Origin of the sequence: Pantoea stewartii subsp. stewartii (assembly GCF_008801695.1) — a bacterium.
Lineage (GTDB): Bacteria > Pseudomonadota > Gammaproteobacteria > Enterobacterales > Enterobacteriaceae > Pantoea > Pantoea stewartii.
Map to the genome: position 1 here is coordinate 1 of NZ_VZPF01000047.1, position 17,052 is coordinate 17,052.

General features: G+C 57.4%; 14 protein-coding genes. 5 read left to right on the forward strand and 9 right to left on the reverse strand.

The genetic code is table 11. The features are described 5' to 3' along the window. The 3 genes from F7Q90_RS26895 to F7Q90_RS14825 form a co-directional block, all read left to right on the forward strand. On the forward strand, positions 1-221 hold a 221-nt coding region (locus tag F7Q90_RS26895; protein WP_211369701.1), incomplete at its 5' end, for a hypothetical protein. A gap of 390 nt (positions 222-611) precedes the next feature. Continuing rightward, entirely contained in the window at positions 612-1,037 is a 426-nt protein-coding gene (locus tag F7Q90_RS14820) for a YeeE/YedE family protein (RefSeq protein ID WP_006121655.1), read from the forward strand. A gap of 15 nt (positions 1,038-1,052) precedes the next feature. After that, a complete protein-coding gene (locus F7Q90_RS14825; protein WP_006121656.1) occupies positions 1,053-1,481 on the forward strand; it encodes a DUF6691 family protein in 429 nt (142 codons plus the stop codon). Between the two features lie 170 nt (positions 1,482-1,651). On the opposite strand, the gene F7Q90_RS14830 is transcribed toward F7Q90_RS14825, so the two are convergent. From F7Q90_RS14830 to F7Q90_RS14860, 7 genes are all read right to left on the reverse strand, one after another. Further along, positions 1,652-2,668, reverse strand: coding sequence for a substrate-binding domain-containing protein (locus F7Q90_RS14830; RefSeq protein WP_006121657.1), 1,017 nt, complete (start codon positions 2,666-2,668; stop codon positions 1,652-1,654). Between the two features lie 29 nt (positions 2,669-2,697). Further along, positions 2,698-4,107 carry a sucrose-6-phosphate hydrolase gene (locus F7Q90_RS14835; RefSeq protein WP_006121659.1) on the reverse strand — a complete coding sequence of 470 codons (1,410 nt, stop codon included), beginning with the start codon at positions 4,105-4,107 and terminating at the stop codon, positions 2,698-2,700. Continuing rightward, positions 4,107-5,477: a sucrose-specific PTS transporter subunit IIBC gene (locus F7Q90_RS14840; RefSeq protein ID WP_006121660.1), complete on the reverse strand. Its 1,371-nt coding sequence runs from the start codon at positions 5,475-5,477 to the stop codon at positions 4,107-4,109. Before F7Q90_RS14840 ends, F7Q90_RS14835 begins: the two co-directional genes overlap by 1 nt. A 66-nt stretch (positions 5,478-5,543) precedes the next feature. After that, the gene (locus tag F7Q90_RS14845) at positions 5,544-7,061 is read right to left on the reverse strand and encodes a carbohydrate porin (RefSeq protein WP_006121661.1); all 1,518 of its coding nucleotides are present in this window, start codon (positions 7,059-7,061) and stop codon (positions 5,544-5,546) included. 238 nt (positions 7,062-7,299) lie between these two features. Next, positions 7,300-8,544: an MFS transporter gene (locus tag F7Q90_RS14850; RefSeq protein ID WP_006121662.1), complete on the reverse strand. Its 1,245-nt coding sequence runs from the start codon at positions 8,542-8,544 to the stop codon at positions 7,300-7,302. Between the two features lie 50 nt (positions 8,545-8,594). After that, positions 8,595-11,681, reverse strand: a complete 3,087-nt coding sequence (locus F7Q90_RS14855) for a beta-galactosidase (RefSeq protein ID WP_006121663.1) — start codon at positions 11,679-11,681, stop codon at positions 8,595-8,597. 399 nt (positions 11,682-12,080) lie between these two features. Next, positions 12,081-12,998, reverse strand: coding sequence for an aminoimidazole riboside kinase (locus tag F7Q90_RS14860; protein ID WP_006121665.1), 918 nt, complete (start codon positions 12,996-12,998; stop codon positions 12,081-12,083). 227 nt (positions 12,999-13,225) lie between these two features. On the opposite strand from F7Q90_RS14860, the gene yghU reads away from it, so the two are divergent. Both yghU and F7Q90_RS14870 read left to right on the forward strand, forming a co-directional pair. Then, on the forward strand, positions 13,226-14,089 hold the full coding sequence (gene yghU / locus F7Q90_RS14865; RefSeq protein ID WP_006121666.1) for a glutathione-dependent disulfide-bond oxidoreductase: 864 nt from the start codon (positions 13,226-13,228) through the stop codon (positions 14,087-14,089). 11 nt (positions 14,090-14,100) lie between these two features. Further along, positions 14,101-14,394 (forward strand): DUF1330 domain-containing protein, encoded by a 294-nt coding sequence (locus F7Q90_RS14870; RefSeq protein ID WP_006121667.1) that lies wholly within the window; start codon positions 14,101-14,103, stop codon positions 14,392-14,394. A 136-nt stretch (positions 14,395-14,530) separates the two neighbouring features. Here F7Q90_RS14870 and F7Q90_RS14875 read toward each other — a convergent pair whose 3' ends face one another. Next, on the reverse strand, positions 14,531-15,967 hold the full coding sequence (locus tag F7Q90_RS14875) for a methyl-accepting chemotaxis protein (protein ID WP_006121670.1): 1,437 nt from the start codon (positions 15,965-15,967) through the stop codon (positions 14,531-14,533). Between the two features lie 144 nt (positions 15,968-16,111). Next, positions 16,112-17,044, reverse strand: a complete 933-nt coding sequence (locus F7Q90_RS14880; RefSeq protein WP_006121672.1) for a LysR family transcriptional regulator — start codon at positions 17,042-17,044, stop codon at positions 16,112-16,114. Positions 17,045-17,052 lie beyond the last annotated feature (8 nt).

The following is a 17,052-nucleotide window of genomic DNA, read 5'->3' on the forward strand; positions in this document are numbered from 1 at the left end:
AGAGCATCCTGAAAAAAATTCTGACATACTTTACGGGCAGGCATAGCGGTGATCCCATTGAATTTGTGGAAGAATCAGTAGATCACATCTTGCTATGTCTGTCTCATTTTTGTGGGGATTCGTCAGGGCTTAGCCCCTTTTTGTTCACCAAGACGCACACAGCAATACGATTCCGCCAATGCAATATGGCCCGGTTGATCTTTACTGGCGGTTATCCCTGACCGGTTCCTTTCCCTTATCACGCCTCTTTTATCCTGTCCGGACATCCACCTCTGTCCGTACCCTCTCCCCGTACACCTGGCGCAAAACAGATCTGTGCACAGAACTTTTATGTGCCTCACACGAAGCCGATTGATAAAGACGGCAGATGCCGTCATCCTGCTTTAAAAGCCGGTAAGCACAGTACGTCAGCTGTGTGAAAATAGCCTGTGACAGTCGTCAGAAGAAGATATTGCCCGGCCACCGCAGCGCGACCACGTTATTTGCGCTGAGGCGCATGGCGTTGCAGGTAAAGCGCAATCGCGGTCGTTCACCTGAGAGCGACGGTGAACGCTAGCTGGAACAGGGCGTGTTTAAAGCACGCATTGGCAGATCACAAGGAGTCAACGGTAATGCATATCGATCTGGACCATTTTACGCCGATTCAGAGTCTGGCAGGTGGCCTGCTGATTGGCGCGGCGGCGGGTCTGTTAGTGCTATTTTGTGGCCGCATCGCTGGTATCAGCGGCATTCTGGGCGGCCTGCTGAAACGTCAGTCGGCTGACAAGCCGTGGCGGTTCGCGTTCATTGCGGGCCTGGTGTCGTCACCGCTGGTGTTTCAGTTATTCAGCGCGCTGCCCGCTATCGACATTGACGCCTCATGGGGACGCCTGGTGCTGGCCGGCTTACTGGTGGGCCTGGGCGCGCGCCTGGGCTCGGGCTGTACCAGCGGTCACGGCGTCTGTGGTTTATCGCGACTGTCGCCGCGCTCACTGGTGGCGACACTGGTCTTTATGTTAACCGCCATGCTGACCGTCGGCATGATGGGTCACGGGTAAACATCAGGAGGCACGATGGTCGTTTTATTTTCTCTGCTTAGTGGACTGTTGTTTGGCACGGGTTTGCTCGTCAGCGGCATGGCGAATCCGGCGAAGGTTTTGGGTTTTCTGGACATTACCCGCGCCTGGGATCCCTCTCTGGCGCTGGTGATGGGCGGCGCGGTTATCGCCGGGCTGGTAACGTTCTGGCTGGCTTCCCGACGCAAGCGGCCCGTCTTTGAGGAAACGTTTTATCTGCCTGGCAACCGCACACTGGATAAACGGCTCATCAGCGGCGCGGCCCTGTTTGGCATCGGCTGGGGACTGGCGGGCATCTGCCCCGGCCCGGCGCTGGTCCTGCTCGGCGGCGGCGTGCTCAAAGGCATTGTCTTTGTCCTGGCGATGCTGGCAGGCATGCTGCTTTTTGAGTGGCTCGACAGCCGCACGTTATCGCGTGGTAAGTAATCCCGACCGGCCATAATAAAAACGTTCAGATGGCCACATGGCGAAGCACGGCCTGATGCCGTCCCCGTTTCGTGAGCCCTGTCCGTAATCTGGTCCTGATGGAGAAACGGAGTGGCAGCAGCACGGGATCGGTTACCTGAACCACGCTTGTGGCCTGCCGCTGAACCGGATCACCCCGCCAGCGAGGAGCGGTAGCGCAGCCTGGCGGGCAAAACGATCTGCCGCTCCGCCAGGTCCTGCCCCTGAATCATTTGCGTGATGACCGAAAAGCACTCCTGCGCCAGGCGCGGCACATCCTGCTCTACGGTATCGATATGCAGTGACAGCGAGTCATATAAATAGTGATCGTCGAAACTGGCGATATGGATATCACTCTCCAGCAAATGGTGCTGGCTCATGTAGCGCAGAACCCCTTCCAGTAAGCCACAGGCGGCGGTAAACACGGCTTTCGGCGGCCTGCCTAACCGCGCACAGAGCGCGGCAAACATCTCATAGCCGCTGCTGGGGTGGTAGTTGCCCTGGATGATCCATTCCGGTCGCGGCGTGACGCCCGCCCGCGCCAGGCCCTGCATAAAGCCAGCCAGCCGATCTTTCGTCGGTGACAGGCGCGGCTGCCCACCCAGAAAATAAACCTCATCAGGATGCGCGCGCGCCAGACGTTCTACCAGCTCGGCAGTTGGCGTTAGTGAATCCGTTATCACCAGCGGCAAACTGCTGTTATTTACGTGGCGGTCAAACAGCACGACCGGCAGTTGCTCGCTCAGCTTCAGGAAGTCGCTGTCGCTCTGCTGACTGGAGGCGACGATCAAACCATCCACCTGACGCGAGACCAGATTGTTGACCACCAGGGTTTCCTGACTGGCATTTTCATCGGTGCAGGAGATCAGCAGTTGCAGACCCGCTTCACGGCACAGGTTTTCCAGCGCGTGAGAAAACACGGCGAAACCATAGTTGGTGATTTCAGGCACCACCAGCCCCAACGTATGGCTGCGATTTTCACGCAGCAGACGCGCGTGGATGCTGGGCTGATAGTGATGTTGCTGAGCAAGGGCCATGACGCGTTCACGCGTTTCCTGCGCCACGCGCAGTTCTTTACCGCGCCCGTTAAGCACCAGGCTGGCCGTGGCTTTTGACACCCCGGCCAGCGCAGCGATATCACTGATGGTAACGCGCTTTGTTTTTTTCACGACGGTGCTTCGGTTAAGGAAACAAGGGCTTATTCTACCATGCAGGATCGTAACGACCAGTAGCAGGCCGTGACTTCTGCGCTACCGCGCAGGCGTAACTCCGCCGGATGCGTGGGAAAGTAACGGCTACTCATCACGCCTTCTCCGTCATTGATAAAAATCTCTACGCTGGAGTGGTCACACAAAATATGCAGTTTGTGCGCCCGCCCGTTCCAGTGGCGGTACAGCCATTCGCCGGTTTCCAGACTGCGGCGCGCCAGGCACAATGCATCCGCATGCCAGGTCAGCAGCAGTGAACCGGCGAAATCCAGCGTGATCCCGCCGCCTGATTCCAGCATCAGCTCAAGCCGTTGTGCAGCGAGTAACGGAGCCTGACTGGCGTTGCCGTGATAGCGCTGCGTCTCGCCGCGCAACGCCTGCAGTTCCGCCACCGGTTGCTGGTACAGTTTACCGTCGCGCGCGCTCAGTTCCCGGATACAGGTCATTTGATGAATCCAGCCGAATTTCACGGTAGGCTGATGCATATCCTCCCCGTCCGGGACGCCCATCCAGCCCACCAGCAGCCGACGGCCATCCTCGGTCAGCGTGGTCTGCGGCGCATAGAATTCAAACCCCGCATCCAGCTCAGTGAACCCCCCGTGCGTATAGCGGGCGTTTTCATAATCCAGCGTGCCGCTGAGACAGGCGCAGGGATGGCTGTTCAGAAAGCGTTTCTCTTCCCGTTCAATGCCCTGAGGACAGCAGATCAAAAACGTCGATTCTCCCAGGGTGAACATGTCCGGGCATTCCCACATATAACCGGCTTCGCCCAGTCCACCCAGACCGCTACCGGCAATTTCGCCGAGGTTTTCCCAGTGGTGCAGATCGCTTCCGCGCAGTAGCAGAACTTTGCCCTTGAGCTGCTTGTCCTGCGCGCCCAGCACCATGTACCAGTGTGCGCCATGACGCCAGACTTTCGGATCACGAACATGGCCGGTGTAGCCCGCCGGCAGGGGAAGCACCGGCCCCAGCTTATCGAATCCCCCGTCAGGGTTCTGCACCGCCAGGCACTGCCAGGCGGTACGGGAGCCGTCGGCAAACTTAACGTTGCCGGTATAACACAGGGTTAAGGTGCCATTATCGTCTACCGCGCTGCCTGAATAGCAGCCGCTCCGGTCGTACTCTTCGTCTGGCAGCAACGCGACAGGTTCATGCGACCAGTGCAGCAAATCCGCAGAGCGCCAGTGGCCCCAGCATTTATGCTTATGCTCACAGCCCAGGGGGTTCCACTGGTAGAACAGGTGATAGTGCCCGTCGAAATGGATAAACCCATTGGGATCGTTAAGCAGCCCGGTGACCGGCGCCAGGTGCCAGCCCGGATAGTGGCTGTCCTCGCGTGCTTTAGGCTGGCCTTTCATTACCGCCTTCAGCATGGCGGGCAGCAGAGTGTTGTTAGCCATCATTCAGAGTCCGTTTTGTATTTCAGCAGGAAGGCGATCACAAAGGCGACGCTAAAGGCGATAACCATACCAATAATATAATTCAGCAGCGAACTGGCCTGAACGATCGCCATACCGGGTAAGCCCGTCAGGCCCACCGCCGTCATATACACTTTCATCGACACCACCCAGGCACCGCCGATGGCTCCCCCGATCAGGCCGGCGATGAAGGGCTTCATGAAGCGCAGGTTAATACCAAAGATGGCCGCTTCGGTAATGCCCAGCAAGGCAGAAAACGCAGAGGGCAAAGTAATCGCCTTGATTTTGGCATCCTGCGTTTTAAACCACACGGCCAGACATGCGCCGCCCTGTGCCACGTTAGCCATCGCCCAAATCGGCAACAGGAAATTGACGCCGATAGACGGGTTACCCAGCAGGCCGGCTTCAATCGCGTGGAAACTGTGATGCACACCAGTAATCACGATAACGGAATACAGCCCGCCAAACAGCAATCCGGCCAGCCAGCCTGCATGGGCAATCAGGGTGCTGAGCACAAAGGAGATACCATCCCCCAACGCGCGCCCGGCCGGGCCAATGATGAGCAGTGCCACAAAGCCAGAGATGATCACTGTCAGGAAGGGCGTCAGGATCAGATCGAGAGCATCCGGGATGATGCGGCGCAGCTGTTTTTCCAGCAGACTCATAAACCACACGGCCAGCAGGACCGGAAAGACCGTGCCCTGGTAGCCAATCATCGCCACTTCGATACCAAAGAAGTTCATAGTATGGAAACCGGCCGCCACACCCCAGGCATTAGTCAGCGCAGGATGCGTCAGAATACCGCCCAGCGTAGCGCCTAAGAACGGGTTACCACCAAACTCACGGGCCGCCGTAAAGCCAATCAGAATCGGCAGAATGATAAACGCCGCCGAACTGCACATATCCAGCATGATATACAGGGCGTTTTCCGGGTTAACCCAGCCATAGGTTTTGACCATGCCCAGCAGGCCCATCAGCAGGCCGGAGGCAACGATCGCCGGAATAATCGGGACAAAAATATTCGACAGCAATCGGGCGATACGCTGGAAGGGATTGAGCTTACGGGCCGCAATGTCGGCCGCTTCCGATTTACTGGACTCGCTGATGCCCGCTTCCGCCACAAACGCCGCATAGACTTTGTTGACCACGCCAGTCCCAAAAATGACCTGCAGCTGACCCGCGTTGCGGAAACAGCCCTTCACACCGTCGATTTTACCGATCGCGGCGGTATCCGCTTTGGCATCCTCGACCAGCACCAGCCGGAGCCGGGTTGCGCAGTGGGCTGCGCTGGCAATATTTTCTTTGCCTCCCAGCAGCAGCAGTAATGCGCGGGAGATTTGTACAAAATCCATAAAAAACCTCTGTGTTGTCGTGTAATGTTGTCAACCCGGTTGAAACGGCCCTACAGGGCCGCCCGGTCAGAACCAGGTTTCCATTTGTACGCCGAAGTTCCATTCACCGCCGGCTTCAAAGCCGCTGCTGCCAAACGCATCGCCGCGCGCATAGTTGTCCAGTCGGTGATCCCAGTCCATCCAGGTGGCGAAAAGGCGAATTTCCGGACGTTTCAGGAATTCCCCTACGTTGCTGGCTTTCAACGTAGGCGCAACGGTCAGTTTGTAGAAGTTACCACTTACTGCGCTACGCTGATTGAAGCCTTCCGGACGCAGATCCATATATTGATAGGTGGCTTCGTACTGCATTTCGAAATTCTCCGTCAGCCCCTGAATCAGGCGCATGTTGGCGGTCGCCCACTGATAGCTGTCGCCTTTGACGTAACGATCTTTACTGCTCTGCGCCAGCACCGCCGGAGCGATATGCCAGCCGCCGCCCAGTGGGGTGATCCCGTAGCTGGCCAGACGCCAGGTATCCGCATCCGGCAGCAATGCGCCGTCGGACCCAATGGCTTTGACCTCTGCACCTAAGCCGTGACCATACAAGAGCGCGGTTTTCGCCGTTCCTTCACGCAGACCATAAAAACTGTCGTTGTGCAGCCCCACCAGGGCATGCAGACCGGTATTCGCAGCATCGCCTTTCACTTTCAGGCCATTCACGTCCAGCCGATCGTCATTGTCTTTGGCGCGCATACCGCTGAGCATCAGCTGGAACGGGCCGTAATAGTTGTTGGCTGTCAGAATGTAGTTCTGTGCGGTGTTATCGTTGTTTTCGATATCACCAAAGGTGCGCCCGTAGAGCGACAGGTTGCTGTGAGCCTGATCGCTCCACTTCATGTCGTAAATACCGGCACCGGTCCCGGCGAGGAACACGACGTCGGAGTCGATCCAGTGAATATCGAAATTGTCGCGGTCAAAGCGTTTCCCCGCCCAGACGGTGGTGTCTTTGAACGCGCCCGTAAAGGTGGGCAGTTGACCGAGTTCCACAAACGCCTGCCGCAGGTTGAGATCGCTACTGGCGGCCGTCCAGTCGTTATAGGTCCGCTGACCGTCGGCCAGCATGGCTTTAAAGCGGGTGGTCGCCCCGTTTTCCAGCGTTTGCTTATGTTCCAGATTCAGTTCGACATAGGTATCCGGTTCGTTGCCTAAGCGCCCGACATGCCCACCGGTTTCCCCTGCCGGCGTCACGGTCGGGCCGCCCTGCGTTTTGGCCGCCGAGCTGTTCATTAATAAGCCAGAACGCGCATAGCCGTGAAATTCAAAGCCCCCGTCATCACTCGCCTTCTGTTCCAGTTTCGCCGTGCGCTGTTCCACCTGGGTGGCAGTGGCCTGGGTTTGCTGTTGTGCGCTGGCAAGCTGCTGGGCCTGTTTTTCTGCGGCGTTTGCGCGACGTTCGGCGGCGTCAGCACGCTGCTCAGCCGCCTGCAGGCGCTTTTCCAGCGCGGCCAGCCGGGCTTCGATACTGTTCATGCTCGGTTCCGCAGCCAGAGCCGGGCCTGCGCAGAGCAACAATCCAACGGTTGCAGCAAGTCTCTTTTTTCTCATCGTTTTGCCATTCCAGAAAGGTTCAGGTCGTGGTGTTGTCATTTTGCTAAACCGGTTTAGGTTTTGGATAATATTGATCGCCGGATTTCCAGGCAAAGCAATTTGCTAAACCGTTTTTATGATTGTGAGTCAGTTCGCAAAACGACACGATGTGGTGGGAAAGGAAGCGGCAAAAAGCGGGGAGCGCGGAGAAAGCAATGGGCAGTCTCCTGCCCAGTGTTAAGGGGATAATTGTGCGTCAGACAGGCTGCCGACGTAACGCTGTCAGCGGCCCTGGCCCGCTGAGCGTGAAGACGGAAAGCAGCGTGAAGGCCAGTGCAATACAGCCCGGCACCAGATACGCGCCCTGGAAGCCAATGCTTTCGTACATATTGCCCGCCAGTACCGACATAAAAATCATCGCTAACTGCTTAAAGAAGCAGAAGCACACCAGATAAATCGTGGCGGAGAAGCGCACCTCAAACTGGCTGGTGATGTATTTAAAACAGCCGACGATCAGGAAAGGGATCTCAAACATATGTAATGTTTTCAGGATCACCACCTCCACCGCCGTGGTGGCAAAAGAGGAGCCCATAATGCGCACAGACATGATCATGCCCGCCAGCAACAAGGCATTTTTGCCGCCGATACGGTTAACGATGAGCGGCGCAAAAAACATGATGCAGGCGTTCAGCAATTCGCCCAGCGTGGTGACGTAACCAAAGACGCGCGTGCCCTGCTCACCCGACGTAAAAAACGAGGTAAAGAAGTTGGCGAACTGCTGATCAAATACATCGTACGTACAGGAAACGCCCACAACATATAGCGACAAAAACCACAGTTTGGGTTGCTTAAACAGCTCCAGTGCCAGCTTCAGACTGAATGCGGACTGGTTCGCCCCCACGGCCTGCGCCACCGTGGCAGATGAGGAATTGCTGGTGCGTGAAAAGAACAGCAGCAGCGCCAGGATCACGGCACAGCCAGAGCCTAACCAGAAAACAAACTGGTTATTAATGGTGAACATGATGCCGACGATAGAGGCGCACAGTGCCCAGCCAACGCAGCCAAACATACGGGCCCGGCCAAATTCAAAATGGCTGCGGCGACTGACTTTCTCAATATAAGCTTCAATTGCAGGTGCCCCCGCATTGTAGATAAAGCCCAGATAAATACCGCCCACAACCGAACCCGCCAGAATATTCACCTGCAGGAGCGGGCCAAATACATAAATAAAGAAAGGGGCGAACATCACCAGCATGCCGGTGATCACCCATAACAGGTGTTTGCGCAGCCCGAGTTTGTCGGAAAGCAGCCCAAACAGCGGCTGGAACAGTAACGAAAACAACGAAATACTGGCGAAGATAATGCCGGTGTCCCCTTTGCTGATGTGATTAATATCATGCAGCCAGATGGGGAAGAACGGGAAATAGGCACCCATGATGAAAAAGTAAAAGAAGAAGAAAAGGCCAAACAACCAAAAGTTAGTATTTTTTAAATAGTACATAGCGGACTTCCTTATGCGAGAGTCAGGCAGGCCGGAGCCTGCCCGCTAAGTTACTTTTGTTGCCCCCAGGTAAACTGGTAGCCATAACGTCCGGCACTAAGCAGGAATTCAGGGGACACCGACGGACTCCAGGAGTCATCGCCGCCGACGCCCATATGGAAGCCATCAATGTTGAGCCAGGTGCCTGCTTCAGGCTGCAAAAGGTGACGGTGGCTGGTATCCATCAGCTGTTTCTGGCTGTAGCGGCTGATGTTGAACTGAAAATCACCGCGCCACTGATGGACACCGTACCGCAGTTCACGCGTGCCACAGCGCAGGCCGTTCTCGGTGGGGAAGACATACGGCGTGTACATGTCGTCCAGCGATAAATCCCAGCGATCAAAACAGGCCGCGGTCAGGCGATCCGGGTAGTTTTCATGGGGACCCAGACCTAACCAGTTCACCCGATCAGCCACCTCCGCTAACTGGCAACACATCCCGATGCGGGCCGGATACGGCGTATCGCGGGCGACCTCAACATTGACCGTCACCTGCATCTCACCAAAGCCATCGATACGGTATGTTTTGCGGCTGACAAACAGGGTCTTGCCCTGGAACTGCCAGGCATGCGCGGTGGTAATCAGTACGGCATCGGTGAGCGTTTCCGCGCTGCACTGCAGGGTGATAACGTCCGCCTGGTAATGCCCCGCCGCTTTCCAGCGCTCAACCCAGGCGTTGGGATCGATACGGGTGGCCTCGCTGACACCGATATCGTTATCCAGTGGCGCGCGGGTGAACTGGTCCGTCAGCGGCGACAGTAACTGTGCTTTTTCATCAATCCAGTACTGCGTCAGGATGCCCTGCTCCCGACTGAACGCCCAGCGCTGATTATTCACCATCACGCTAAAGCGGTCTTCGCTGCGCTCAAGCGCGGGGGCGCTGGCGGCCACAGACGCAGGCGCGATATCAAGAATCGTCTCCAGCGGCCACTGCTGCCAGGCACTGATGTGTCCGGCTTCGGACCAGGCGGTAGGTTGCGGCTGCTCTACGCGCACCGTTAACCACAGTTGCCCTGCGGATTCTGGCAGTGGCATGGCGGGCAGGGTGATGCGCTGACGGCCCTGCGGTGCGATGTCGAGCGTGACCTCACCTGTCGCCAGCAGATTACCGTCCTGGGCCACGGACCAGTGCAGAATTTCATTGTCACTATGGCGGAACAGGTATTCGCTGGTGACCTCCAGCGTGCGCTCACTGCCGGGCAGCAGGCTAAACTGGAAGAACTGCTGTGCGTGGCGCGCTTCATACAGCGACGGATGCGGCGTCCGGTCGGCAAAAACCAGCCCGTTCATGCAGAACTGACGGTCGTTGGGCGTATCGCCAAAGTCACCGCCATAAGCGGACCAGGCTTCGCCGTTCTCACCGTACCGAATTAAAGACTGATCGACCCAGTCCCAGACAAAACCGCCCTGCAGGCGGGGATACTGACGGAAGGCCTGCCAGTACTTCGCATAGCCGCCCAGGCTGTTGCCCATCGCATGGGCGTATTCACACAGAATCAGCGGCCGCTGCTCGCCCGGCATCGACAGCCATTTCTTAATCGACCATTTTGGCACCGCCGGGAACGGCTGGTCCTGATCGACGCGCGCATACATCGGGCAAATAATGTCAGTGGCCGCCGTGTTGGCGCCGCCGCCCTCATACTGCACCGGACGAGACGGATCTTCGCTTTTCAGCCAGCGATAGAGCGCATCATGGTTGGCCCCATGGCCTGATTCATTGCCCAGAGACCAGATAATAATGCAGGGGTGATTGCGGTCACGCTGCACCATGCGCGTAACGCGCTGGCTCATCGCGGGCAGCCAGGCCGGATCGTCACTCAGGCGATTCATCGGCACCATGCCGTGGGTTTCGATATTGGCTTCATCCACCACATACAGCCCGTAATAATCACACAGGCTGTACCACAGAGGATGATTGGGATAATGGGAGCAGCGCACGGCATTAAAGTTATTCTGCTTCATCAGCAGAATGTCCTGCACCATCGTATCGCGATCCATCACCTGGCCGTGGACAGGATGGTGCTCATGACGGTTGGTGCCGCGGATAAGCAGTGGCTGGCCATTGAGTAACAACAGGCCGTTCTCAATACTGACGTGACGGAATCCCACATCGCAGGCTTCCGCTTCAATCAGCGTGCCGTCCGCCCGGTGCAACTGCACCACCGCCCGATAGAGATGCGGCGTTTCCGCGCTCCAGAGCGCAGGATTGTTCACGCGGAGGGACAGCGTTGTCCGATCGTTCCAGGCGCCGCGCTCGTCAACGATCGCACTGCCCAGTGGCGATGTCGCGTCCCCCACCAATTCAGTGCCTGCAAAGAGCTGTATGCTCACCTGTGAGTCGTCATCCAGCATGCCGGCGACGCGCACCTCGGCGTCCAGCCGGGCACGGCTGAAATCGTCATTGAAATGCGTGCGGATACGCAGATCGCGGATATGGGTGGCCGGTTTGTGCAGCAGGGTGACATCGCGGAAAATGCCGCTCATGCGCCACATGTCCTGATCTTCCAGGTAGCTGCCATCGCTCCAGCGTAACACCATGACGGCAAGACGGTTTTCACCCCTGACCAGGTACTCCGTCAGATCATACTCCGAGGGCAGACGACTGTCCTGACCATAGCCAACCCAGCGGCCGTTGCACCACACATTAAATGCTGAATTCACACCGTCGAATACCACTCGGGTTTGTCCTGACACCAGCCACCCGGCATCCACATTAAATGTGAGCGAATAACATCCTGTGGGGTTTTCAGCGGGAACGAAGGGGGGATTTACCGGGATGGGATAGGTGACATTGGTATAGATGGGAACATCATAACCCTGCATCTGCCATACCGACGGCACGGCTATCGGCGCGGCTTCGGCCAGATCCTGCGTCCGCCAGCTCTCCGGTACGGCCTCGGGCGCGGTGAAATAAGCAAATTGCCACTCGCCATTCAGACATTTAACATGCGCTGACTGATGCTTCTCACGCGCTGCTTCTGCACTGCGCCAGCTGCAAAAAGGGGGATGGGCTTCCAGCCGGTTACGTTCGCTGATGCCAGGGTTTTCCCAGTCGCGCCGGGCCAGTACGGCAGCCAGTGAATCTCTCTCCAGGGCCATGTTACTCTCCTGCGTAAAATTGTTATCCGCTCACATAAAATGACATTACGAGCCAGGTCAGCGCTTGTAAAGCAGGGAAAGGCGAATGAGTGAACTGCCTCACAGCAAAGCGCATTCGGGCATAACGTAGCGTCGGGGGCCTGGCGAAGCAGGACAAAGCGGGCGCGGTCAGGCAACGTCGAAGCCGTCACAGGTCAGTCAAATCAGCCGGAAACCTGATAAGGCCAGCGCAACGCGGTGAAATGATACGGCAGGAGAAGGGGGGCAGGTTCGGGTGCGTGATCCGTTGTGGTCGTCGGGGTGACGGAACGCGCGTATCTGGGCGTTCCGCCAACGGTCACCTGCCCCGTATGGGTTCTGCTGCCCGCCGGGCGGGCCTGCGCACGGCGACAGTGGGCATTAGCCCGCGATCTGATGACGATAGGGCAGCGCCGTCATTGCACCTTTGGCGGTCGTCGCCAGCGCGCCACATTGCTGAGCGCTGGTTAGGCATGCCGCCAGCTCCGTTTCATTGGTGGGCAGGCCTTTTTCTGCCAGTCCCCACAATAACCCCGCGACAAAAGCGTCACCGGCACCGGTGGTGTCCACGCTCACCACGGGCAACGTGGGATAGTGATAATGCTGGCCCTGGTGCCAGACTTTTACGCCGGCTTTGCCCTGGGTAACCATCAGCAGACTGATCGCATAGCGTTCTGCCAGCATCTGCAGGCTGTCACCGCCCTGCGCCTCTTCGGTCAGAAAGGCCAGCTCTTCCTCCGACAGCTTGACCACATCTGCCCGTTGCAGCGCGCGGTTCACACAGTCACGTAACTGCGCGTCATCGCGCCACAGGTCGTGACGAATGTTGGGATCAAAGCTGACATATCCCCCGGCTTCGCTTATCCGCTGCATCGCCGTAAAGGTCGTGGAACGGGACGGTTCGGCGGCCAGCGCAATGGAACAGCAGTGAAGCCACTCGCCCGGCTGAAACGGCGGCAGATCGCCTTGTTCAAGAAACAGGTCTGCGCTGGGCCGGACCATGAAGGTAAAAGAGCGTTCGCCCTCATGGTCGAGCGCGACCACTACCGTTGACGTGCGATGCGCGCTGTCCAGCGTCATATACGCCGTCTCAACCTGCTCACTGGCCAGCGTTTGCTGCATAAAATGGCCAAAGGGATCGTCCCCGACCCGGCCGATAAATCCGCTCTTGCCCTGCAAGCGGGCAATGCCGACGGCCACATTGGCGGGCGCGCCGCCTGCACACTGAATTAAATGCCCCGGTCCGTCCGGAAGCAGGTCCACCACGGCGTCACCCAGACACCAGACTCGCGCTGTCATCGTTCTCTCCTGCTCAGCTATAGCTGAATTTTACTAAACCGTTTTAGCATAGCTATGCTCAGCCGTCATCAATGTGATTTAGGCAGAGAAAACAGACACAGGGCTGACGGTCAATTGCCTTAAGCATTGTAGTAAAGCGATACAAAGTCACCGCCACCAGGGTTAAACCGGCGTGCTGGCAACTGCTACACTCGTGACACTCCAAACACAAAAAGGCGAACCTCATCATGTCTGAACAACACTATCAGCCCGCTAAAGTCTGGAAGTGGGACCCGGAAGCCAAAGGTAACGGCGCCAAAACAAATCGCCCAACCGCAGGCCCAACGCATGAAAAAGCCCTGCCGGTCGGTAAACATCCTTTGCAGCTTTACTCCCTTGGTACGCCAAACGGCCAGAAAGTCACCATTCTGCTGGAGGAGCTGCTGGCGCTGAACGTAAATGATGCGGAGTACGATGCCTGGCTGATTAACATTGGCGAAGGCGACCAGTTCACCAGCGGCTTTGTTGATATCAACCCGAATTCCAAAATCCCGGCCCTGAGTGACCACTCTGCCACGCCGCCGATTCGGGTGTTTGAATCCGGTAATATCCTGCTCTATCTGGCAGAGAAATACGGTTATTTTCTGCCAAAAGACATTGCGAAGCGCACCGAGACGCTGAACTGGCTGTTCTGGCTGCAAGGCTCTGCCCCTTATCTGGGCGGCGGTTTTGGTCACTTCTATCACTACGCGCCAGAGAAAATTGAGTACGCCATTAACCGCTTCTCACTGGAAGCCAAACGTCAGTTTGACGTTCTGGATCGTCAGCTGGCCAATAACCGCTATCTGGCCGGTGATGACTACACCATAGCTGATATCGCCACCTGGCCGTGGTACGGCAGCATGGTGCTGTACAACCAGTACAACGCGGCCGAATTCCTGGATCTTCAGTCCTATAAAAATGTGGTGCGCTGGGCCAAAGAGATCGCCCAACGTCCGGCTGTGATGCGTGGTCGCAAAGTTAACCGCGTGATGGGCGATCCCGCCGACCAGCTGCGTGAACGCCATGATGCATCGGACTTTGATACCCAAACCCAAGACAAGCAGGCCTGAGGAGAAAGACAGTGAGTGCATATGTCGTATTTATTCGTGATAACACCCTGAATCAGGATGAAATGGCTGCCTACGCGGAAAAAGCGGGCAAAGCACGGGGTGACCATCCCATCAAACCGCTGGCGTTCTATGGCGAACTGGAAACGCTGGAAGGGCCTGAAGCCGAAGGCGTTGTGATTATTGAGTTCCCGACGACTGAGGCGGCGCATGCCTGGTATGACAGTCCGGAATATCAGGCGGCGAAACAGCATCGCCTGAAAGGCGCCAACTACCGTGTACTGTTAGTGAAAGGCGTGGACAGCTAACGGCCAGGGGCCGCTGTCGTCCTGCGGATCACGACGTCATCCTGACGGACCCGCAGGCCGGCGGCTGCCCACTTGGCCAGCCAACGTAACCCCTGCCCTTGTGAACCTCATCCCGGGATGGTTCCCCTGTCTTTGATCAGCTAAAACGAAACAGCGAAATCGCCTGCTGCAACGCGCCTGCCTGCTGCCGTTGCTGCTGCGCAACCTGAAGCGTTTCGGTCACATGTTTGACGTTATGCTGCACGCTGTGATCGATACTGCTAATACTTTGCTGAATCTGCGCAATGCTCTGATTCTGCTGGACGCTCATCTCAGAGAGTTCACTCACCAGCTGTGACAGGCTGTCGATACTCACGTGAATGGCCTGCATGGTTTGCGCGGCCTGGTCAACCTGAACGGTGCCCTGACCGGCGCTGGAGCTGGAGGCATCCATCAGTTGCCGGATTTCCCGTGCCGCATTCTCACAGCGTAACGCCAGGGTACGCACCTCACTGGCAACGACTGCGAATCCGCGTCCTTCCTGACCGGCTCGTGCGGCTTCCACCGAGGCGTTCAGCGACAGGATGTTGGTCTGGAAGGCAATGCCGTCAATCAGTTCAAGAATGGTTTTTACCCGCCCCGACTCGACATTAATCTGGGCCATTGAGTGCATGGCCTGCTGAATATTCTCCTGGCCTTTACTGGCGACCTGGCGGGTTTCCCGGGCCAGATCGCAGGCCGTTTGCGCTTTGTCCCGCGCCAGACTCGCCGCCGCGCTGATTTGTGACATTGCACTGGTCGCAACATCCAGCGCCTGCGCCTGCTCGTCAGTGCGCTGTGACAGCGCGGCATTACGAGACAGCATGCTGTCTGATTCCTGCAGCAGTTCCGCAACGCCGTGGCTGACCTGATTTAACGTACCGCGCATCGTCCCCAGCGTCTGACTAAAGGTGCGGGCAAAGGGCGTTTCGCTCTGCTGACTGTCCGCAAACAGCGTCAGGCAACCAGGCTCGCGGTTAATGCGGGCAGCCAGTTGCGCCACTTCGCTGGAGGCGCGCAAATCCGCAGCCATCTGCCGGGCAATAAGCACCAGCATCGCGGTTTGCGCCACCACAAACAGTGAATGAAACAGCACCATCTCCAGACCAGGATGGTGAAAGGCCACGATGCCAAACCGATCGTGCTCCTGCAGATAGTTAAATACCAGGTGATGCACCGCGCCTGTCGCGGCTGCAATCAGAAGCGGTCGGCTGTCGCGGTAAACCAGCAAGACCGACAGTAAAACAAAAACCGAAAAGTGAAACTCGGTTTCGCCCCGGCCCAACTGAATCAGCAGCCCCGCAAACCCAATCAGCGTGAAGGCCAGCCAGAGTCGGGAAAACAGCGTTCCGTTTGCCAGCCATCCCACCAGCGTGGCGACCAGCGCCAGCGCGGTACCCACGGTTATGGCCAGCCACGTTGACTGATACAGACTGCCGACGATAGCGGAAATCACTACCAGGGCCCAGCACAGCATAACAATCAGCCTGTCGGCCTGCTTCGCAATACGCTGAGGGGAACCCCCCTCCCCGACGCGGGTTAAATCTGTATTCATAGGTACGCATCCACCAGAGGTTGCACCTGAGGCGTGCCCAGAGTTGGTCTGCGCAACGGGCGCAGACACATAAGATTGGTATCGACGCGTTCCGTAAATACTTTATGGCGGGTAATGCATAACTGAGGGCGATTTTTCAAAACCTCACAGATTCGTTAACGATGCATCCATCTGCAAATTTTCCTGCAGAAAAGTCACAAACGCCGAGATGCGTGCTGGCGGCTGCCGCTGCGCCTGCCAGACGGCAAAAATATCGCCATCGGGCGCATGCCAGGCAGGCAGAACATGCAGCAATTCCCCCGCCGCAATGCTGTGTTTTGCGTCCCACCATGAGCGCAGCAAAATACCATGACCATCCAGCGCCATGCGCATCGCCACTTCCCCGTCGTTGGTCACCAGATTACCGCGCACCTTCTGGCTCAGGTTCTCAGCGCCGCTAACTAAGCGCCACAGAGCGAAGTCGCTGTCATGTTGCCTGAGTAAAATGCAGTTATGTTGCGCCAGCGCACGGATACTGTCTGGCAGGCCGTGCTTCGCCGCATAGCCTGGCGAGCAGCACAGCACACGCGGATTCTGGACCAGCTTACGGGCGATCAGCCGCGAATCCGGCGGCTCGCCTACGCGAATATCAATATCCACATGCGCATCAAGAAAATTCAGCGGCTGGCTGCTGAGCTGCAGGGAGAGGGCCAGATGAGGATGGCGGGCGGCAAAAGCTGACACGCAGGGGGCAATATGGCGACGGCCAAAGCCGAAGGAGGCGTTGATGTTCAGCGTGCCGCGTAACTGCGTCGTTTCACCACTGACCGCCTCTTCCAGTGCCGCCAGTTGCTCCAGCAGCGGACGGGCACCGTCCAGATAGCGCCGCCCTTCCGGCGTCAGTTCCAGCCTGCGCGTGGTGCGGCGCAGTAACTGTACGCCCAGCCGCTGCTCCAGCTGGCTTAATCGTTTGCTGACGGCCGCCAGCGATAATCCCAGCTCGCGCGCCGCCGCCGTTAAGCTGTCCAGAGAAGCGACGCGCAGAAAGAACACTAAGTCATCACTGGAGGTGCGTGATTCTCTACTTTGATTCAACATGGGATTAA